14 protein-coding genes are annotated in these 20,798 nt (G+C 70.3%); 2 read left to right on the top strand and 12 right to left on the bottom strand.

Features of this window, described 5'->3' with window-relative positions; all coding sequences use genetic code 11:
• Position 1 precedes the first annotated feature (1 nt).
• From ACZ5K7_RS15175 to ACZ5K7_RS15130, 10 genes are all read right to left on the bottom strand, one after another.
• Positions 2–1,345: a UDP-glucose dehydrogenase family protein gene (locus ACZ5K7_RS15175; RefSeq protein ID WP_468913626.1), complete on the bottom strand. Its 1,344-nt coding sequence runs from the start codon at positions 1,343–1,345 to the stop codon at positions 2–4.
• Between the two features lie 125 nt (positions 1,346–1,470).
• Entirely contained in the window at positions 1,471–2,745 is a 1,275-nt protein-coding gene (locus ACZ5K7_RS15170; RefSeq protein WP_468913623.1) for a right-handed parallel beta-helix repeat-containing protein, read from the bottom strand.
• A complete protein-coding gene (locus ACZ5K7_RS15165) occupies positions 2,742–4,679 on the bottom strand; it encodes a right-handed parallel beta-helix repeat-containing protein (RefSeq protein WP_351708459.1) in 1,938 nt (645 codons plus the stop codon). Before ACZ5K7_RS15165 ends, ACZ5K7_RS15170 begins: the two co-directional genes overlap by 4 nt.
• Positions 4,680–4,683: 4 nt before the next feature.
• Positions 4,684–5,970 carry a glycosyltransferase family 2 protein gene (locus tag ACZ5K7_RS15160; protein WP_468913620.1) on the bottom strand — a complete coding sequence of 429 codons (1,287 nt, stop codon included), beginning with the start codon at positions 5,968–5,970 and terminating at the stop codon, positions 4,684–4,686.
• Positions 5,971–6,465: 495 nt separating this feature from the next.
• Positions 6,466–8,853, bottom strand: coding sequence for a galactose oxidase-like domain-containing protein (locus ACZ5K7_RS15155; protein ID WP_468913912.1), 2,388 nt, complete (start codon positions 8,851–8,853; stop codon positions 6,466–6,468).
• Between the two features lie 2 nt (positions 8,854–8,855).
• Positions 8,856–10,028, bottom strand: coding sequence for a glycosyltransferase (locus tag ACZ5K7_RS15150; protein ID WP_468913617.1), 1,173 nt, complete (start codon positions 10,026–10,028; stop codon positions 8,856–8,858).
• A complete protein-coding gene (locus ACZ5K7_RS15145) occupies positions 10,025–11,665 on the bottom strand; it encodes an ArnT family glycosyltransferase (RefSeq protein WP_468913615.1) in 1,641 nt (546 codons plus the stop codon). The genes ACZ5K7_RS15150 and ACZ5K7_RS15145 overlap by 4 nt, the downstream gene beginning before the upstream one ends.
• Complete coding sequence (locus ACZ5K7_RS15140; RefSeq protein WP_468913612.1) at positions 11,662–12,930, bottom strand: glycosyltransferase; 1,269 nt, start codon at positions 12,928–12,930, stop codon at positions 11,662–11,664. The genes ACZ5K7_RS15145 and ACZ5K7_RS15140 overlap by 4 nt, the downstream gene beginning before the upstream one ends.
• Before the next feature lie 215 nt (positions 12,931–13,145).
• Positions 13,146–15,173 carry a thioredoxin domain-containing protein gene (locus ACZ5K7_RS15135; protein ID WP_468913609.1) on the bottom strand — a complete coding sequence of 676 codons (2,028 nt, stop codon included), beginning with the start codon at positions 15,171–15,173 and terminating at the stop codon, positions 13,146–13,148.
• Positions 15,154–15,780 (bottom strand): ArsR/SmtB family transcription factor, encoded by a 627-nt coding sequence (locus tag ACZ5K7_RS15130; protein ID WP_468913606.1) that lies wholly within the window; start codon positions 15,778–15,780, stop codon positions 15,154–15,156. Before ACZ5K7_RS15130 ends, ACZ5K7_RS15135 begins: the two co-directional genes overlap by 20 nt.
• Positions 15,781–15,977: 197 nt before the next feature.
• On the opposite strand from ACZ5K7_RS15130, the gene ACZ5K7_RS15125 reads away from it, so the two are divergent.
• Entirely contained in the window at positions 15,978–16,376 is a 399-nt protein-coding gene (locus ACZ5K7_RS15125; protein WP_351708436.1) for a hypothetical protein, read from the top strand.
• A gap of 93 nt (positions 16,377–16,469) precedes the next feature.
• A complete protein-coding gene (locus tag ACZ5K7_RS15120; protein ID WP_468913603.1) occupies positions 16,470–19,670 on the top strand; it encodes a tetratricopeptide repeat protein in 3,201 nt (1,066 codons plus the stop codon).
• Positions 19,671–19,676: 6 nt separating this feature from the next.
• Here the strand turns inward: ACZ5K7_RS15120 and ACZ5K7_RS15115 are convergent, their stop codons facing one another.
• On the bottom strand, positions 19,677–19,916 hold the full coding sequence (locus ACZ5K7_RS15115; protein ID WP_351708430.1) for a hypothetical protein: 240 nt from the start codon (positions 19,914–19,916) through the stop codon (positions 19,677–19,679).
• Positions 19,909–20,790 (bottom strand): mycothiol conjugate amidase Mca, encoded by an 882-nt coding sequence (gene mca / locus ACZ5K7_RS15110; RefSeq protein ID WP_351708427.1) that lies wholly within the window; start codon positions 20,788–20,790, stop codon positions 19,909–19,911. Before mca ends, ACZ5K7_RS15115 begins: the two co-directional genes overlap by 8 nt.
• Positions 20,791–20,798: the final 8 nt, after the last annotated feature.

Raw genomic sequence — 20,798 nt, 5'->3', positions numbered from 1 at the left:
GTCAGCTGCGGCCCAGCGCCCGGTACTCCCAGCCGGCCGCCCGCCACTGGGCGGGGTCCAGGGCGTGCCGGCCGTCCACGACCCGGCGCCGGTTCACCACGGAACCCATGACCTCCGGGTCGATCTCCCGGAACTGCGCCCACTCGGTCAGCAGCACCACGACATCGGCGTCCGCGGCGGCCTGCAGTACGTCGGTGCCGTACTCCAGCTCCGGGTGGACACGGCGGGCGTTGTCCATCGCCACCGGGTCGTAGACGGTCACCCGGGCACCGGCCCGGTGCAGCGTGGCGGCGACGTCCAGCGCCGGGGCGTCCCGGATGTCGTCGGAGTTGGGCTTGAAGGCCGCCCCCAGCGCGACCACCTTCGTCCCGGCGAGTTCCCCGCCGACCAGCTCACGGACCAGGTCCACGGTGCGGGCCCGGCGGCGCTGGTTGATCCCGTCCACCTCGCGCAGGAACGCCACCGCCTGGGCGACGTCCAGCTCCTCGGCACGGTGGATGAAGGCCCTGATGTCCTTGGGCAGGCAGCCGCCGCCGAAGCCCAGGCCCGGCTTGAGGAACCGGCCGCCGATCCGGTCGTCGTAGGCCAGCGCCTCCGCCAGCCGGTGCACATCGGCGCCGGTGGCCTCGCAGACCTCCGCCATGGCGTTGATGTACGAGATCTTCGTGGCCAGGAAGGAGTTGGCGGCGACCTTGACCAGTTCGGCGGTCGGCAGGTCGGCCACCACCACCGGGGTGCCCTGGGCGATGACCGGGGCGAACGCCGCGCGCAGCTGCTCCTCCGCCCACGCGGACTCGGTGCCGAACACCAGCCGGTCGGGGTGCAGGGTGTCCTCCACGGCGAAGCCCTCCCGCAGGAACTCCGGGTTCCAGGCGAGTTCGACCTCGTCCCCGGCCGGCGCGGTCGCGCGGACCAGCTCCGCCAGCCGGGCCGCGGTGCCCACCGGCACCGTGGACTTGCCGACCACCAGGGCCCGCCGGTTCAGATGCCGGGCCAGTTCGGTGACCGCGCCCTCCACGTAGCGCAGGTCCGCCGCGTAGGAGCCGGGCTGCTGCGGGGTGCCCACGCAGACGAAGTGGATGTCGCCGAACTCCGCGGCCTCCGCGAGGCTGGTGGTGAAGTGCAGCCGGCCGGATTCCTGGGCCTTGACCAGGAGTTCGGGCAGTCCTGGCTCGAAGAACGGCACCTCCCCGGCTCTCAGCAGCTCGATCTTGGCGGGGTCCACGTCGACGCCCAGTACTTCGTAGCCGAGCGCCGCCATGCACACGGCGTGCGTGGCGCCCAGGTAGCCGGTGCCGATGACCGTGAGACGGGGGGCGGCGGTGCCGTCGAGAAGAGTGTCCATGATGCCTCCGAGAGGGGTTCCCGAGCAGAAAGCGCGCATGCCGAGGACGCGCGTGGGTGAACGTGGGGGAAGGAGAGGGGACTGCGTCGGCGTGCGGGGCCCGGTGCGCACCGGGCCCCTCGCCGTCAGGAGGAGCAGGCGGTGTTGGCTAGGCCCTTCGCCGCGTCGCTGACCTTGTTGTCGCAGGCGACCTTGTTGTTCTCGACGGGCGCGAGATGGAAGCCGTAGCCGGGGCCGTCCACCTGCGCGGTGTTGCCCTGGAACACGTTTCCGGTGCCCCAGCCGTCGAGGATCTGATGGGTCTGGAAGCCGTCCTCACGGGAGTGACGGCCGACGTTGCCCCTGATCAGCCAGTTGTTTCCCTTGACGTCGACCCAGGAGTCGTTGTGTCCCCCGCTGAGCCCCACGCCGTCGAAGGTGTTGTCGATGAGGGAGCCGCCGGTGGTGCCCTCCTTGATGTCGACGGACTCGGCGGTGGTGGCGCTGACATGGTTGCCGCGGATGACGTTGTCGTCGCTCTTGTCGGGCTTGCAGTCGGTGACCGTGCACCAGTTGGACTCGGCCGAGCCGACGTAGATGCCCTCGCCGAACTGCTCCTTGCGCTTGCCCGTGGCGCGGACGGTGTTGTTCTCGACCACGTTGCCGGAGCTGAAGTCGCGCAGGTGGATGCCCTCGTCGCCGATGTTCTCGACGGTCAGGCCCTGGATGATGGTGCTCCGGACATGATCGGCCATGACCCCTTTCTGGCCGTTGCGGACCGTGAAGCCGATCAGCCGCCAGTGGCTGGCGCCGTCCAGGTGGAAGGCGTAACCGCCGTCGACGTCACCGGCGTCGATCACCGCGCCGGGGCCGCCGCACAGGAAGATCGGCCGGCTCCCGGTGCCGGGGTTGGCGGCGGTGAACTTGTCGTCGTACACCCCGTCCCGCATCTTGATGACATCGCCGGGCTGTGCCTGGTCCAGGGCCTCCGCAAGGGACTTGGCGTCCCCCACGGTCACCGTGGCGGCCGGGCACTTCGTCCCTCCGGACGCGGCGGCCGCGGCGGAGCTGGACGGGGTGGGCGCGGCCGTCGGCTCGTCGGAGGCCGTACCGCTCGGTTCCGGAGCGGAGGAGGCCGCACCGGAGTCGTCGGTGTCGTCCGTGGGGGTGGCCACCGCGATGGTGGGACCCGCGTCGGGGCCCGCCCCGTACACCACGGGCGGGCCGTCTCCGGTGGAGGCCGCCACGATCAGCGCCACCACCGAGATCAGCAGGGCGGCCGAGGCCACCCACAGCGGCAGGCCGCCGGACAGCCAGATCCGGCGCAGCCGCTCCACCGGAGTGGGTGACGTCCCCGGGGTGCCGGCCGCTGTGCCGGCACCTGTCCCGTCCGGTGTTTCGTCCGGTGTGTCGTCGCTCATTCGCTCATCACCGGCGTCCTGCGGCGGCCTGCCACCTCGATCTCGTCCGGGGGCGGGGCGGGCAGCGGTGCCTTGTCGGAGTAGGGATGGATGATCCGGGCGATCCGCCCGTGACCGCGCCGCCTGCGCCGGCCCATGACGGCCGAGAACAGGATCAGCAGCAGGATGCCGGTCCACAGCAGGGTCATCGGGCTCGCGTAGTGCTTGACCTTGACCCAGAAGGAACTGGTGTCGTACCAGGCGAAGGTCTGGTTCTCCTTGATGGAGGCGCCGCCGTGGGAGCGGCTGGAGTCCAGTGCGCTGGGGCCGACCCCGCCGATCACGTTGAAGGAGACCGTCGTACCGTCCACGCCACCGACCAGGCTGACACCGTGGTTGGTCGCGTCCTGGACGGTGTTGCCGCGTATCTCGGCGGCCGAGTCGCGGACGTACACGCCGGTCTCCGGGCCGTCGATGATGTTGCCGGTGACCGTGGCGTCGGTGACGCCGTCCCGTACCGAGATGCCCTGCCGGTTCTGGCCGGTCAGGCGGTTGCCGGTGATGGACACCTTGTCCGCCTCCAGGCGGGCCACGATCCCCATGTCACCGCCCTCGATGCGGTTGTTCTGCACCCCGACGTCGAACCCGCCGAGCACCTCGACACCGTAGCGGCCGTTGTCCTTGGCCACGCTGTTGGCGACCGAGTTGGAGCCGTAGCTGTCGACGGCCTGGCCGGAGGCGGACGGGCCGTCGGCGAGCGGCTTGCCGCTGAGGGTGTAGCCGTTGCCGCCGTTGCCCTGGGCGGTGGAGCCGCTGATCCGCACCTGCTGGGTGGCCCGGGAGAGGATGAAGCCGTCGCCGCCGTTGTCCTTCGCGACCGTGCGCTGCACGAGCGAGCTGGAGACGAAGCGGTGCAGCACCACACCGTCCTCCAGGCTGTTCTCCACGGTCGTGTCGCTGATCTCGATCCCCGTGGCACTGGAGATGAAGATCCCGAAGGCGTTGCCGGTGATGGTCGAGTGGGTGATCGACCCGGAGACGTAGGAGAGGCCGCCGGTGGAGAAACGGGCGTCGGGAGTGGTCAGTTCGCCGGACGGCATGGCGGTGACATCACCGCTGCTGGAGTTCCCGTCGTCCTGCGCGTTCCCCTGCTCCTCGGCCCGCTCGCGCGCGGTCTTGCCGTGGATCTGGCCGGTGTCCTCCAGCGATCCGGTGTTCGGCCGGTCGGTTCCGGTCAGGCTGAGCCCGCCGGTACGGCCGCTCCAGAACCCCAGGTTCGAGAGTTTCGTGTGCGTCATCTCGAACTGGCCGCCGATGGTGCGGATATAGGCGCGGCCGTCCCGGACGTCGGCGTCGGCCTTGTTGGCCTGCGGGTCCCAGCTGGTGATCGTCAACGGCGCCTGGGCGGTGCCCTGGAGCGCCAGTTCGCCGCCGAAGGAGACGATGGAGACGAAGCCGGTGCGGTTGCTGGCCATCCGCAGGGTGAGGCCGCCCGGGTTGGACAGCTTCAGCTTGGCGCCGACGTTGAGGTAGATGTTCTCGGTCAGCAGATACGAGCCGTCCTTGCGCCGCAGAAAGGTCTGCGGGGCGAGTTTCAGCAGGTCGGCGATGGTGTAGGCGTTGCTGCGCTGGGTGAGCACCAGGGTGTATCCGTTGTCGGTGTCCAGCCGGTACGGCACGGTCCACTTGGTGCTCTGCAGGGGCGCCACCGAGGTGAAGGCCCGTACCTGGTTGAGCCGGTGGTCCTCGTCGGCGACCAGCGCGGCCTGGGTCTCCGCGTCCTCGGCGGCGAGTTTCTTCTGGTCGCCGTCCCCGTCGGCGTGCGCCGCGGTGGACGTGCCCAGCAGCAGCGTCGCCGCCACCGCGAAGGCGCCCAGCAGCGCCGCCGTTCTGGCACCGGCCCGGCGCAGCCCGGTGCCGGGGCCCGGTCTGACAGTGATGAGTTGCGCTGACATGACGTCAGATCACCTCCGGCTGGAGAGCGGAGTGGTTCTGACCGCCGCCGGAGAGAGTGGCCGCGCTCTGCCCCTCGCCTCCGATGCTGGTGGAGCTGCGGGTGAGCCAGCCCTGCTTGTTCATGGTGACGAAGGCGTACAGCTTGATCGGCAGCGAGATCATGATGACCACGAGAGCCGTCAGCGGCAGCAGCAGGATCTCCTGCGGATGCCTGCGCAGATGCGAGTAGCCACGGACCGCACGGCCCAGCATCAGCCAGACCAGGGTGAGGACGATGCCGCGCCCGCTGAAGTCGAGCCGGCTCAGCAGCAGATAGCCGAGGGCCATGCCCATGGTCACCGGGGTGAGCAGGATCTGCAGCACGGTGATCTTGGTGACCAGCGGGGCCCGCCACAGCCAGCCCTTGTACAGCGCGGTCAGGTAGCACCGGTAGGAGTTGCGGCTCCACCGGACGCGCTGCTTGACGAAGGCCCGGAAGGACGACGGGAACATGGAGATGGCCCGTGCGGAGGACTGGTGCACCGTCTTGTAGCCGGAGGCGAGCACCAGCCAGGTCAGCCTGCCGTCGTCACCGGCCACGCAGCGGCGGCCGAGGAAGAACTCGTTCTCCAGGTTCTCCAGGACCGGCAGGACCGCGGCCCGTCGGTAGGCGGCCGTACGGCCCGACAGACAGGCCACGGCACCGGCCCGGCCCATGGCCGGGACGTAGTCGTAGTAGCGGAGGTTGACCAGCCAGTCGGCTATGCGGCGCCAGACACTGGTGGTGCGCTGGTAAACGTTCTGCTGGGTGCCCACCCCGCCGACCGTGGGGTCCGCGAAGGGCATCTGTACGGCGTCCAGCAGCCCCGGCTCCCAGCGGGTGTCGGAGTCCACCAGGACGAGGAGCTCCCCGGTGGCCGCGCGTATGCCGACACCCAAGGCGGAACGTTTCCCCCTGTGTTCGAACGCGAGCACCCGGACCCGGGGGTCCTCGACCAGCGACAGCCGGTGCAGTACCTCGTGGTCCTCCACGTCGGGGACGATGATGATCTCAGCCGGATCCTGGGCGAGCCAGGTCTCCAGGCATTCCAGCAGGATGTCGGGGTCCTCCCGGTACGCCGGGACCACCACGGAGACACTGGTGCGGAAGTTGTTGACGACTGGTCTGGCGAACCGGGAGAGCACCGCTCGGTACAGCCAGAGCGCCCAGACGAAGAGTCCGGCAAGCCCCAGCGGCATCAGCTCTCGCCACGAAGTTTCCCCCACAGCCTCGACGATCCACGACCAGACCTGGTCGAAGAACTCGGACAATGTTGCGTTCTCCCCCCACATAACACGGCTGCCTCGGTCCGAAAAGCGACAGAACCGGGCACTGCTTCAGCGATGCTAGGAGATCTTGGGTGAACAGGGGTCACACAAAGCGCAAACTTCACTTACAAAATCTTCACACACCACTCGCCGCGGACGCGACGAACCGCCGGACGGCCAGTGCGCGAGACCCCCAGTTCCCCATTCCCTCCCCGACCATGACAACGCGTCACACGCGTCACGGCACGATCGGGATTGTATGGGGGTGATGTGAAGAGCATGAACTCATCCGATAAATGACATGTTTCGACGCAACGAGCAGAAAGCGCGATCCGTTCGAACACGCGCACGAGAAGGGGCGCGCGCCACGACCACCGTGGCACACGCCCCGCCTCTTCAACGCCCTGCGCTGGAGCGCCCCGTCAGGGGCGCCGGGCTGTAGTCGATGTGCGGCTACCGCCGCGTGGGCGCGGCCAGCCCCCGCACACCCGCAGACAACTACCGGCCTACATCCCCCCGCCCACAGGCAACCCCGTCCCGATCCCGGTCAAGCCCCAGCGGATCATCCTTGCCGTTGACCGTCAGCCGCCCGTACTGATTCAGCTTGAGCCAAGCGCAGCGAGCCGCCGCCGTCTTCTTGACCCCCGCCGGGAAGGCGGTCGGCACGCACACGTTGACCGACCCGTAGTGCCGGTCGCACCCGGAGACCGTCGTACTGACCGGCTGCGAGGCCCGCTTCTTCCCCGCCCCCGAGGTCTTCCCCGTAAGGGAGTCGGCGAAGGAGTGGATATGCGGCGAGGCGTCCCCCAGCGCGGCCGGCCCCTGCAGATGCACCCACTTGGCGACCGACGGCACCCCGTTCGCGTCGACCGCGAACAGCATGTACCAGCCGGGCGGAGCCAGATCGGGATTGCTGGTGACGTTGAGGTCGACGTTGTTGCCGTCGACGGACAGCGGCAGATCCACGAACCGCTGGTTCGGGTCGGAGGAGTGGGTGACCGCGGCCGGCCGGATCAGCTCCGCCTTGGCGACGGGCCGGTCGACGGTGATCCGCTGGGTGTCGCCGTACTTCCACTCCTGGTTGATCACCGAGGTGATGGCCGGCCGGGTGCCCTTGTACAGGTAGGGCGGCGTGTAGATCGACACGTTGTGGTTCCAGGTGCCGTTGCCCGGGTTGTCACCGGTGGCCATGACCCGCCCGTCGGGCAGCAGGAACGCCGACGAGTGGTAGCCCCGGGCCTCGGGATCCGCGGCCACGGAGTCGAACGCGTTGGTGTCCGGGTCGTAGATCGACGACTCGTACACCGGGTTGGCGCGGTTGTGCAGCGCGCCGCCCGTCTCCAGGACCTTGCCGTCGGGGAGCAGCACGGCGGAGACGTACATCTTGCCCTGGTTGCCGGTCTCGGCCACCGGCCCGTTGCCGAGATCGACCGTGCCCTGCGGAAGGGGCGGCCCGGCGACGTACGACGGGTTCGGGTCCTTCAGGTCGATCAGGTCCGTCAGCCGGTTCGCGTCCGGGTTGGACTCGATGTTGCCGCCGCCCAGCGTGAGGACCTTCTGGTCCTGTGCCGGAGGCAGCAGCACGCTCGCCGACTGGTCGCGCTCGTCCTTGTTCCGGAGCCCCGGGATCTGGGTGACGGTGTTGGCGCCGTAGTCGTAGACCGCGGAGCCGGTACCCGGGATGTTGTTGCCGAAGACATGGCTGCCGGAGTAGAAGAGCCGCCCGTCCTGCATGAGGATCATCGACGGGTACAGCCCCCAGTACGACCAGGTCTGGTGGACGTCCCCGAGACCCAGCCACTTCTGCTGGGCGTCCGACCAGTACTCCGCCGTCACCGACCCCGACGAGTCCTCCCGGAGCCCCCCGAAGGAGATGACGTCACCGTTGCCAAGCTCGGTCGCCGAGGGGTACCAGTGGCCGTCGTTGAGGTCGTTGGTCTTGCTGTAGGTCTCGGTGGCCGGGTCGAAGACGTACGAGTCCTTGTATCCCTCGTAGCCGTGTCCGCCCGCGACCGGATAGGCCTTGTTGCCGCTCATCACGAGCACTCGGCCGTCCTGCAACTGCACATGCCCCGAGCAGAACATGTCCTTCGGCGTCGGGATCACCTTGTAGGTGCCGTTGGCCGGGTCGTACACCGCGCTGGTGAAGGTGCCGGCGTTGAAGTTCTCCTCGCTGTTGCCGGAGCCGGCGATCAGCAGCACCTTGCCGTTGTTGAGGACGACGGAGTGCATGGAGCGGACCGGGTTCTGGGTCGGCAGGACCGACCAGCTGCCGTCCGCGCACTGGGCGTTCGTGCCCGTGCACTGGGCGGGCGGCACGGCGTCGGCGACCTGCTCCATCGTGTAGTCGTCGGTCGTCACCGAGCCGGTGCCGTAGACCGAGACTCCCCAGGTGATGCGGTCGGTACCGGCGGGGACCTCGGGGGTGCGGACGGTCGCCCGGGTGTACGCGGTCGCCATGTCGAGGGTCTTCAGGTCGGTCCAGTACTGCCAGCCCGCCGTGGTGTCGTGCCGGAACAGGGTGACCGACGTGTCCGGGGTGGTCGACCTGTACCAGAGCGAGAGGTCGTACTGCTTGCCCGCCGTGACGACGGGCGCGCAGTCGGTGGATTCGGTGATCAGCGCCTTGCGGTCGCCGTCGACCCGCCGGGTCAGTGTCACTTTCATGGCCTGGGAGCCGGAGTGGGCGTCCGTCGTCGTCGCGAAGGCGAAGTCGTTGTCCCCCCAGCCGGACTTCTCCCAGCAGTACGGCATGCCGTCGGTGCCGGCGGTCTCGAAGCCCGGGTTCTTGACGAGGTTGGCCGCCTCGGCGGGCTGGGGTGCGGTGAGCAGCAGTCCGGCGGTCAGGGCGCCCACCCCGACCAGCGCCGTCCTTCTGTGCTTCATGGTCACGCGGCTCTCCTTGCATCTTTCTTGCGGCGCGGGAGATACACCAGCGCCTCGGTCCCGGCGAAGCGCAGGACGAACGTCGTCACCAGGGCGAGCGCGGTGGCAGCCAGCGCGCCCATCCCGAACCGGCCGACGAACAGGGCGATCAGCGGGATGCGGAGCACCAGGTCGGCGTTGGCGAGCAGCGCGAACCGGCCGGCCCGGTCCCACCAGCGGCGATGGGCCCGCCGGTCGCGGAACAGCAGGTGTTCGATGAGGACGAAGTTCCAGGCGACGCCGAGCTGGTTCGCGAGGATCTCGGCGGGGACGTAGTGCAGGCCGAACGCGGTCAGCGCCCACAGCCCGACGAGGTTCGGCACGAAGCCGCTCAGCCCGATCAGCCCGAAGCCGACCATCCGGGCGACGGGCGAGGCGGTGCGCAGGCCGGCCAGGTGGCGCAGGAAGCGCAGGCCCTCCTGCGCGGTCGACTTGGACTCGCCGGCGAACCGGTCCTGGAAGACGAACGGGACCTCGGCGACCTCGCGCGGGCGGCTCCGCACGGCCATCTCCAGGAGGATCTTGTAACCGAGGGGCCTCAGCACATCGGCGGTGACCGCGCTCCGCCGGATCGCGAAGAAGCCGCTCATCGGGTCGCTGATGCCGTGCAGGCGGCGCGGGAACAGGGACTTGGTGAGCCAGGTCGCCCCGCGCGAGACGGCGATCCGGTAGCTGCCGGCGAGCCCGGCCCGGCTGCCGCCCTTGATGTACCGGGAGGCGACGACGAGCCCGGCGTTCGCCCGCTCCCCGGTGGCCACCAGCTCCGGTACCAGGGACGGCGGATGCTGGCAGTCGCCGTCCATGACGACGATCCACTCGGAGGTGGCCGCCTTCAGCCCCTCGACGACGGCCCCGCCGAGCCCGCCCACCGGCTCCTCGCGGTGCAGCACCGCCACCGGGAACGGGCAGTCCTGCGCGGCCTGCCGGATGACCTCGGGGGTGTCGTCGGTGGAGTCGTCGACGAAGACGACCTCACAGGGCAGCCGCACGGGCACCGACTCGGTGATCTGGTGCAGCAACTGCCGTACGTTCCCCGACTCGTTGAAGGTCGGTACGACGATGGTGACGGCGCCCGGCTCGGGGACTTCCGCCGCTTCCAGCCCCGCCGCGGGGACGGTGTACTCGTGGCTGCTCAACGGGTACCCCCTGCGATCTGCCGGATCTCGATGCGGTCGTCGCCAGTGCCGAAGGTGGCGACGGGGGCGGAGTGCCGGAGCGCGGCCCGGACGTTGGGCAGGTCGCGGGCGTCCCGCCGTACCGTCGGCGAGGCGACCACGTAGTCGAGGTCGCGCCAGCCGTGCGGCATGGTCTTGGTGACGGCCGGGTCGAGGTCGGCCTTGTAGAACCAGATGGCGCCGAGACCGGGCCGGTAGCCCTGGTGGACCAGGTCGAGCCAGAGGGCGTCGTCGACGAGGACGCGGGCGCGGGCGGGGTCGGCGACCTGCGTGCCGAGCCAGTGCGAGGCCTTCCGGTAGGAGGCGTTGGCGTCGGCGGTGACGGCGGTGCGGTCGCCGTCGTACCACTTCGGCACGGTGTACGCGCCGGCGGCGAGGGCGAGTACGGCGGCCAGCGCGTACCGGCCGTAGGTCACGGCCCGCTTCTCGCCCTCCGTGCGCCACCTGCGGAGCGCGGCGTGCGTGACGGAGGCGGCGGCCCCGGCGAGGACCAGGGCGAGGAACGGAAGCGCGCCGATGATGTACATGGCGGGCAGATAGCCGTTGGGGCGCAGGGCGACGGCGGCCAGGATCACCACGGTCAGGGCCGGTCCGGCGAGCGCGCGGGCGGTCACCGACCAGCGGTGGGCGGCCAGGAGCAGCAGGGCCGCGGCGAGGCCGCCGACGGGCAGCACCCGGTCGTAGTACAGCCAGGAGTGCAGCACGCCGTAGGAGCCGGACGAGGTGTCCAGGATGAAGCCCGAACCCGGCCTGGCCATCTGGTACTTGACGCCGTCCCAGAGCGAGACATGGCCGGCGCCGGGCAGCAGCTCGCCCTTGAGGAGGGCGAACAGCGGGTACGACAGTCCGGCGAGCGTGCATGCGGTGACGGCGCCGGTGAGGGCGAACTTGCGGGTGTCGGGGTGGCCGTGCCGCCACATGGTGACGAGGAGGGCGGGCAGGACGACGAGCATCGTCTCCTTGGTGAGGACGCCCGCGGCGGCGGCGAGGCCGGCGCCGAAGTGGTGCCAGAGGTGACGGCTGGGCGAGGCGGCGAGGCAGAAGGCCAGCAGCAGCCACATCACGGCGATGTTGTCGAGGAAGATCTCGCGCTGGAGGACGACGGAGAGCGGCGAGAGCCCGAACAGGGCCATGCCGAGGCCGGCCGCCCAGCGGGGCAGCGAGAGGCGTCGGGCGAGAACATAGACGAGGACCGCGCTGACGCCGCTGACCAGCAGCATCGCCACGCGCATCGAGCCGACGGTCATCAGGCCGGGGTCGATGGCGGAGGGTATCCAGGTGAGCAGGGCTATCTGGATCCAGCCCAGCGGCGGATGGTCGTACCAGTAGGTGTAGTGGGCCAGGCCCCGGCCCTCCTGGACGGCCCAGGCCTGGGCGAGGTAGGTGCCCTCGTCGTCGCTGAGGGTCGGGTAGTCGGCGATGTTCCAGCCCTGGACCGCGAGGATCGCGAGCAGCAGCACACCGCACAGGATCAGGTCACGACGGGACGAGCGGAGCCGGAGCGGGGGCGCTGTCCGACCGGTCGAACCTGTTTTTGGCACAGCTCTGCGCTGCGCGGGGACCTTCGGAGTGGTCACCGCGGGAAGAGTGGAGGTCACGCAGGAACGTCCTCTCGGATCGTCTCGGCCGCGGTGAGATGCGCGCCGACGTGAGTGGTCAACTCCCAGTCGTTCCGGCCGCGTTGCTCGCGCCACACTGCGCGGATCGCTGCTCCGGCGAGGAGGACCTGGTAGAAGGGGCCGCCGACGACGAGCTTCACGTAGTGGATGAAGCGGACGCGGAGCCCGTACTGCTTGCCGAAGTCGTGCAGCCCGACCACCTCGAAGACGAAGGTGACGGCGGCGGTGACGAGCGGCAGGAAGGTGAGGAAGGCGACGCCGACGGGGACGTCGAGGAAGAGCGCGACCGCCGCGTTCAGCGGGATGATCACGCCGGAGAACGCCTGCAGGAACGGCGTCATCAGGGTGTAGCGGGCCAGCAACCGCTGCCCGAAGCCCGGGAGTTGCTTCCAGTCCTGCTTCCGGTAGACCTGCAGGAAGCCCTGGTTCCAGCGGGTGCGCTGCTTGAGCAGCGACATGAGCGAGCCCGGGGTCTCCTCGCGGGTCACCATGTCGGAGTCGTAGGCGACGACGACCTTCTTGCCGACGGACGACAGACGCACGCCCAGGTCGCAGTCCTCGGCCAGGCAGTCGGGGTCCCAGCCGTCGGCCTCCCGGAGCACGGCCGTCCGCACGAAGACGGTGTTGCCGCCGAGCGGGATGAACCCCTTCTGCGCGTGCAGATGGAGCCGGGACCGGAACCAGAAGAAGTACTCCAGGCAGTTGCGCAGGCTGTACCAGCTGGAGTGGAAGTTGATGAGCTGGACGCCGCCCTGGACGACGTCCGCCTCCGTGGTGCGGAAGGCGTGGTCGACGTGGGCGAGCAGCTCCGGATGCACCTGGTCCTCGGCGTCGAAGACCCCGACGACATCGCCGCGGCAGTGCGGCAGCGCCGTGTTCATGGCCTTCGGCTTGTTCTTCTTCTCGTGGGTGTCGACGACGACCCGGACGCGCCGGTCCTTCTCGGCCGCCGCGCGGGCGACGGCGGTGGTCTCCGGATCGTCGTGTCCGACGATCACGATGATCTCGAAGTCGGTGTGCGTGGACTCCAGCAGCCGCTGGATGGTGTGGTCGAGCACGGCCTGTTCGTGCCGCGCGGGCAGCAACAGCGAGAACGACACGTGTTCGCCCCCGTCAGGTCTGCCGAACCGGGTGGACGCGAGCACCTCGGGCGTACGCCACGCGTGCATCTGCCACCACAGGGTGAAGGCAGCCATCCAGAACAAGGCGAGCGAGACGACCGCGATGAAGACAGACGTCAGCAAGAGAAGATCCCCCCAGATCCCAAAGCCCCCTGTACGCGACGTTGAGTCACAACCGTCGCGTGTCTGTGCAGAGCCTAGGGGGGATCTGTGAAGCCAGGTAGCCATTCCGATAAATAGCATGTTTCGGAACGGCGAGGCCGTAAGCGGTATCTATCCGAACAGACGCACAAATCCGGCCACTTGTTCTCCCGGATGGGCAGGCCTTTCCCCGAACTTCAGCCTCCAAGCGCCGTTTTCAGCCGCTCCGGGTCGGTGGTCGGGGCGTCGCACGTGAAGTTACGGCACACGTACGCGGCCGCCTCCCCGCCGACGAGCGGCCGCCCCACGAGCAACGGGAACTCGTCACTCTCCGGAGTCCCCATGGCCACGACTGCGCCGGGGGCGACGCCCAGAAGCGCGGTGCGGTGCAGGACGGCCGTGCGGCTGTCCCGTTGGTCAGGCCCCACGATCGCGACCTCGCGCGGACCGTCGAGGAGCGCCTCGGCGACGGCGAGCCCCCACCCGACGAAGCGCGGCACCCGCGGCCCGAGCGTCCTGACGACGCCCAACGCCCGTTCCGCCGCGGTGCGATGAGGCTCCGACCCGGTGTGGGCCGCATAACCGAGCAGCGCACCCGCGGCCGCGGTCCAGCCCGAGGGCGTGGCGTTGTCGGTCGGGTCCTGCGGCCGGCGGATCAGCCGCTCCGCATCGGAGGCGGTGTCGTAGAGGGCGCCCGTCTCCGGGTCGGCGAAGCGGACCAGGACATGGTCGAGCAGCAGCCCGGCGAACTCCAGCCAGACACCCTCGCCGGTCACGGACGCGAGCGCCAGGAAGCCCTCGGCGACGTCGCCGTAGTCCTCCAGGACACCCGCGTTGGCGCCGGCCCTGCCGTCCCGGCTGGTGCGGGCGAGACGTGCGTGGTCGTCGAGATGCAGCCGTACGAGGAGATCGGCGGCGCCGACGGCGGCCTCGACCAGGTCGGGCCGGTCGAAGTAGGCGCCGGTCTCGGCGAGCGCGGCGACGGCGAGCCCGTTCCAGGCGGCGACGACCTTGTCGTCCCGGCCGGGCGCGGGGCGTTCCGCACGCTTCGCGAGCAGCCGCCGCTTGACGGACTCGACCTTCTCGGCATCGAACACTCCCTCCTGCTGCGGGAGTTGCAGGACGGACTGGCCGTGCTCGAAGGTGCCGGCCTCGGTGACCCCGAAGTACTGGGCGGCGAGATCCGCGTCCGCGCCGAGGACCTCGCCGAGCTGCGCGGGCGTCCACACGTAGTACGCGCCCTCGACGTGCTTGCCGGTCCCGTCGTCGCTGTCGGCGTCCAGGGCGGAGGCGAACCCGCCCTCCTCGGTGCGCAGTTCGCGGACCATGAAGTCGGCGGTCTCCAGGGCGACCCGGCGGGCCAGCTCCGACCCCGTGGCCCGCCACAGGTGGGCGTACGCCCGGCAGAGCAGGGCGTTGTCGTACAGCATCTTCTCGAAGTGCGGCACGGTCCAGTCACGGTCGACGGAGTACCGGGCGAAGCCGCCGCCGAGCTGGTCGTAGAGGCCGCCGCGGGCCATCCGCTCACAGGTGTCGGCGGCCATCTGCAGGGCGCCTTCGGCACCGGTCCGGGCGTGGTGGCGCAGCAGGAACTCGATGACCATGGACGGCGGGAACTTGGGAGCACCGCCGAACCCGCCGCGCTGCGCGTCGTATTCGCGGGTGAGCCCGAGCAGGGCCTGGGCGAGTTCCTGTTCACCGGGCGGCTGGGCGCCCTGGTGGCCGATCTCCCGCTCGGCGAGATCATGGACGATCTTCCCGGCGACCTCGGCGACCTCGTCCCGCCGGTCGGTCCAGGCGGCCCGGACACCCTCCAGGACCTGCCGGAAGGAGGGCATGCCGTGGCGGGGGGTGGGCGGGAAGTACGTACCGAAGTAGAAGGGCTCGGCGTCGGGCGTGAGAAACACGGTCATGGGCCAGCCACCCTGCCCGGTGGCGGCCTGCACGGCCTCCATGTAGACGGCATCGACGTCGGGCCGCTCCTCACGGTCGACCTTGACGGAGACGAAGTGCTCGTTGAGGTAGTCGGCGGTGGCCTGGTCCTCGAAGGACTCGTGAGCCATCACATGGCACCAGTGGCACGAGCTGTATCCGACGCTCAGCAGGACGGGTCTGCCGGTCTCGCGGGCCCGGTCGAAGGCCTCGGCCGACCAGGGCCACCAGTCGACGGGGTTGTCGGCGTGCTGGAGGAGGTACGGGGACGTCTCATGGGCCAGTCGGTTCACCCTCCCACTCTCCCACGCTGTCCGGAGCAGCGTAGAAGCGCAGGTTGACCCGGCGCGCCCCCTCGGGGACCGCGTCGTCCGGGTGGCTGTAGCGGTCGAGGAGTTCCCGGTAGGCGTGGACGAAGGCGTGCAGGTCGTCCTTGGTCATCCAGGTGCCGGTGCGCTGCACCTGGGCCCAGCCCTGCGGGCCCCGGCACTCCTCGTGGGCGCGGCGGAACAGCCTGGTGTCGACCTCGATCTTGAGGAGGGCGAGGTGCTCGGCCGCCGTGTACTCCTCGCTCGTCATCGTGGCCGGGTCGGGTGTGGTGTGGCTGAAGGGGAGGCTCCGCCACCAGCGTTCCCGGCCGCCGGACTTCTCCGGGATCTCCTCGATGAGCTTCTGCTCGGCGAGTTTGCGCAGGTGGTAGCTGGTGGTGCCGGAGCTCTCGCCGAGTTCGCGGGCGAGCACGGTGGAGTTGGCCTCGCCGTGCCGGCCGAGGTAGTCGAGAATCCGGCGGCGCAGGGGGTTGCCCAGGGACTTGTAGAGGGCGGTGCGTTCGAGGCTGGTCAGCTCGGCGCCTGCGGCGGGGTCGGGCGCCGCGGCCGTCCTGGGCGTGCCGTCGGTCATGCGATCACCGTAACCCGGAGAACCCTGAGCCGTCCCTGATGTCTGCCGATTTTCCTTTGCAGAATTTTCTCTGCGGTCTAGCGTGGGGGCATGCCGGAGGACCCGTGGGATCCACAGGATCCACAGGTTCCGCGGGGCTGGAACAAGGCGAGGGGGTCGAGGTGTTGGAGCGGTCAACGGCGACGAAGGCGCGGAGGATGAAGCGGACAAGGCGGTTGAAGCGGTGGGCACTGATCCTTCTCGGGTCGTCCTCCGTGCTGCTCGTGCCGTGGACGGTGGTGCTGGCGCTGACGCTGCCCACCAGGACCGAGGTGCACAACTGGTCGCTGGCCTGGATCGGGCTGGACGTCCTGATGGCGGCGGGCTGCGCGGCGACGGCGGTGCTGGGGTTGCGGGGCGACGCCCGGGCCCGTCTGACGGCTTCGGCGACGGCATCGGTCGCGATCCTGGACGCGTGGTTCGACATAACGACGTCGGCGGTCGGCACGGAACTGCTGGAGGCGCTCGGCAGCGCCGTGGCGGAGGCGGGACTGGCCGCGGCGTGCGTCTTCCTGGCGCTGTCGAAGGGACGGCAGAGCGAGCCCGTGCCGCGCTAGCCCCCGCTCTTCGATGATCCGGCCCTCTCGCAACTTCGCCTTCTCCCAAGGACACTCATAAGCAAAGGAGTTACCGCTGGAGGGGGACGGGACATGCGGGACGCCCATCGGGCGGAAGCCGACCGGCTGCTGGTCCAGGCCGTGGAGGAGGAGGTCCGCCGCTCCGGCGGCCGCGTCGACGGACAGCTGCTGCTGTCCCGGGCCCGGGGCGGCCTGGAGGCGATGGCGCAGAGCGCCGCCGAGGAGTACGACACTTACGCCCACGCCCTCGACGAGACGGAGGCCGGCCGGCAGAGCTTCGGCCAGCGGTATGCCAGAGAGGGCGCCGGAACCCCCCTGCTGGTAGCGGCCGTCGCCGCGGTCGCCGCCACCGTCGCCGACCTCTCCCTGGGCACCGGCGCCGGTACGGCGCTCGGCGCGGGCGTGGCCGCCGGAGTGATCGGCGCGGCCGCCACGGTCGTCAAGGTCGCCGGTACCCATCTCCCCGCCGCTCATCACCGGGCCGGCGCGGCCGGTCAGCCCGGCGGCCCGGAGCAGCTGCGCCTGCAGTGGCTGACCGCGCTGGAGGTACGCGGCATCCGGCCGTTCCTCGATCAGCAGCGGGTTCTCAGCGCCTCCACGGGACCGAAGAAGCAGGGCCCGGGGCTGCGCGGCGCGGACAAGAGCGCGGCGGCCCGCAGACGTATGGTGCTTCAGCAGTCGTTCGGCCAGCTCCCCGACCCGGACGGGCCGTTCGCCGGCCGTCATCAGGAGCTGGCGCGGATCCGGCAGTGGGCGCAGGCGGCGCGGGCGACCACGGAGACCCGTCCGACGGTCGTCGTCCTGCACGGGGAGCCCGGCTCCGGGCGTACGACGCTCGCGATCCGGGCCGCCCACGAGCTGAAGGACTTCTTCCGGGGCGCGGTCGTGGTGGATCTGCGCGGCGACAGCCGGGGCGAGCCGCCGTTGCCCACCCGGGACGCGCTGCTGCATCTGCTGAACCGGCTGGGTGCGCCCCGCGAACAGTTGCTGTTCCGTGAGCGTTCCTCGGCAGACCAGCAGGTCAAACGGCTCAGCGAGCTGTACCACCAGCATCTGACGGGCCTTGCGGTGACGATCGTGCTGGACGACGCCTCGGATGCCGAGCAGGTGCGCACGCTGGTCCCGGAGCGGTCCGACAGCCTGGTCCTGGTCACCGCCCGGGAGCAGCTCGACCTGCCCGCGGACCTGCCGGCCTGGGTGCACCAGCTGCCGGTGACGGCGCTGGACGCGGCGGGCGCGGAGGAGCTGCTGGACGCGGCGGCGCAGGATGCGTCGGGGCCGTACGACGCGCAGTCCGCGGAGCGGATCCGGGAGTTGTGCGGCGGGCTGCCGCTGGCGCTGCGGGTGGCGGGTTCGTCGCTGGGTTCGCGTTCGCCGCTCCAGCTGGCCACGGACCTGGGCGCGTACGGGCCGGTCGAGCCGGTGGAGCGGGTGCTGTGGCTGCGCTACACCGACCAGTCGGAGACCGGGCGCCGGCTGTTGAGAAGGCTGGCGCTGGCGGGCCGGGCCTCGCTCGGCGCGGCGGCCGCGGCCGCCCTGCTGGCCACCGACGAGGCGGAGGCGACCCGTCATCTGGTCGCGCTCGCGCAGGCCGGTCTGCTCGACCATGTCCGGGGCAGCCGCTACCGGCTGCACGACCTGGTCCGTGCCTTCGCGCAGGCCCGTCTCGCCGACGAGGAGGAGCCGGCCGACCGCGCGGCGGCGCAGGAGCGGCTGATCGTCAACTACGGGGAGCTGGCCGACTCGGTGCTGCGGCTGGTGGACGGCAACATGTCGACCCGCTCGGACCGGTTCAGTCCGCACGGTTTCACCTCCCTGGACGAGGCGCTGCGCTGGCTGGACGACGAGTCGAGCTTCATCACGGCGGCGCTGCGGCATGCGGAGGGCGTCGACCAGGCGGCCGTGCAGAATCTGCTGGGCGCCCTGTGCGACTACTGCCTGCTGCGCGGCGACCTGTACCGGCTCGGTGAGATCAGTGAGTTGGCACAGGCGGTGGACCAGGGTCTGCTGGTGCGTTCGGTGCAGTGGCGTACCGGTATCGCGGCCCGCCAGCTGGGCGAGCTGGACAAGGCGCGCACCACCCTCACCTCCGTCGTGGACCTCTACATGGAGGCGCATCACGACGCCGGTGCGGCCCGTGCCCTGTGTTCCCTCGGGATCACCCTGCACCACCAGGGCCAACTCACCGAGGCGGCGGCCAAGCTCCAGGAGGCGCTGGATCTCCAGGCGGCCCCCCAGCTGGCGACCGACCGGGCCTGGACGATGCATGCGCTGGCGGCGGTGCAGCGCGACCGCGCCCGGCTGCCGGAGGCGTTGGACCTGCTCACCCGCTCGCTCGTGCTGCACCGGGAGGGCGGTTCGGTGCACGGCGAGGCCTGGGCGCATTTCCAGCTCGGCCAGCTGGCGCTGCGGATGGGTGACGTACCGCGTGCGGAGCGGGAGTTGGGCGCGGCGCTGGAGCGTTACGGCCGTACCCGCGACGCCCGTGGCGAGGCGTGGGCGCTGACCCAGCTGGCGCGGGCCCGGCTGGTGGACGGTGACGCGTCCCCGGCGGTCGACGCACTGCGCCAGGCGGCCGTCCGGCACCGGGAGAACGAGGACGCGCGCGGCGAGGCCTGGACCGTCTACTACCTGGGCCAGGCCCTGGAGGAGACCGGCACGCTGGACCTGGCGGTCCGTGAGCTGGAGCGCTCGCGGACGATGTTCTCCCGGATGCGGGACGTCTACGGCCTGGCCTGCGCCCGCCACCACTCGGCCCGGGTGACCCGCGACCAGCGGGCGGCCCAGACCGGCTCACTGCGCAACTCGGGGTTCGCCCGTCAGCTCCTGGTCGACGCCCGCGCCGATTTCCAGCGCATCGGTGTCGTCCACGGCGAGGCCTGGACCTGTCTGGAGCTGGCCGTCGTGGACGCCGGCAACAACCGCACCCAGCAGGCCCTGGCCCTGTGCGACGAGGCGGTCACCCTGTTCTCGTCGTACGGCGACCACCGCGGCGAGGACTGGGCGCGTTTCCTGCGCTGCACCCTGCTCCCCTACGCCGCACCGGGCGGCGTGGAGGTGGGTACGGCGGTCGCCCAGGAGGACCTGGCCCAGCTCTCCCGGGCGGCTCACCCGCTGCGCGACGAGAAGCTGACCGAGTACCTCACGGCGTACGGCCTGCTGCTGGACCGCGGGGTGACCCTGGAATCCGGCTGGCAGGCCTGGCGGCTGGGCATGGTGCCCAGCCGGCACGCCCGTGAGGTGATGGGGGTGCCGGTACCGGCCGAGGCGTGACGCCGGTCAGCCCTTGGGGTCGGCCGTGGGAGTCCCCGGGTCCGCCTTGGCGTTCGGGGACTCCTTGAAGTCGACCTTCTGCATGTGCTTGTTCATGGACTTCATCAGGCCCCAGACGGCCACGGCCATCACCGCGAAGACGATGAAACCGAGGACGCCGGGGGTGACCTTGTTCTCGTCGACCTCCTTGGCGAGGGGGACGAGGTGCGTCAGTGCCAGACTTGCGCTTGCGCTCATGTCAGGCATTGTCGCGGATGCCCGCAAAGAGATCGTCCTCGGGGAGGGAAGTATCGACGAGCGACTTCGCGAGCTCGTACTCCTCGGTCGGCCAGACCTCCTTCTGGAGGTCCATCGGGACCTTGAACCAGCCGCCGTCCGGGTCGATCTGCGTGGCGTGGGCGATCAGTGCCTTGTCGCGGATCTCGAAGAAGTCCGCGCACGGGATGTGCGTGGTCAGGGTGCGCTCGACGCGCTCGAACTCGTTCCACCGCTTCAGCCAGTCCCCGTACGGCGACTCCATGCCGCGCTCCAGCAGCGCCTTGTGCAGCGCCTCGGTGCGGGGACGGTTGAAGCCCTGGTTGTAGTAGAGCTTCCGCGCCTGGTGGACGGGGCCGAACTCGCTCTCGGGGTACTTCTCGGGGTCGGCCGCGCCCTCGAAGGCCACCATCGAGATCTTGTGGGTCATGATGTGGTCGGGGTGCGGGTACCCGCCGTTCTCGTCGTAGGTGGTGATCACCTGCGGGCGGAACGCGCGGATCTTGCGGACGAGCTCGCCGGCCGCCTTGTCGACGTCCTCCAGGGCGAAGCAGCCCTCGGGGAGCGGCGGCAGCGGGTCGCCCTCGGGCAGGCCGGAGTCGACGAAGCCCAGCCACTCCTGCTTGACGCCGAGGATCTCGCGGGCCTCGTCCATCTCCTTCTTGCGTACCTCGTGGATGTGCTCCTCGATGTACTTGTCGCCCTGCAGCTTGGGGTTGAGGATGGAGCCGCGCTCCCCGCCCGTGCAGGTCACGACCAGCACGTCCACCCCCTCGGACACGTACTTCGCCATGGTGGCCGCGCCCTTGCTCGACTCGTCGTCGGGGTGGGCGTGGACGGCCATCAGTCGCAGCTGGTCAGTCAAGACTCAAT

The organism is Streptomyces sp. NPDC031497, assembly GCF_055580905.1.
This window is presented reverse-complemented; position numbering and strand designations above follow the sequence as displayed.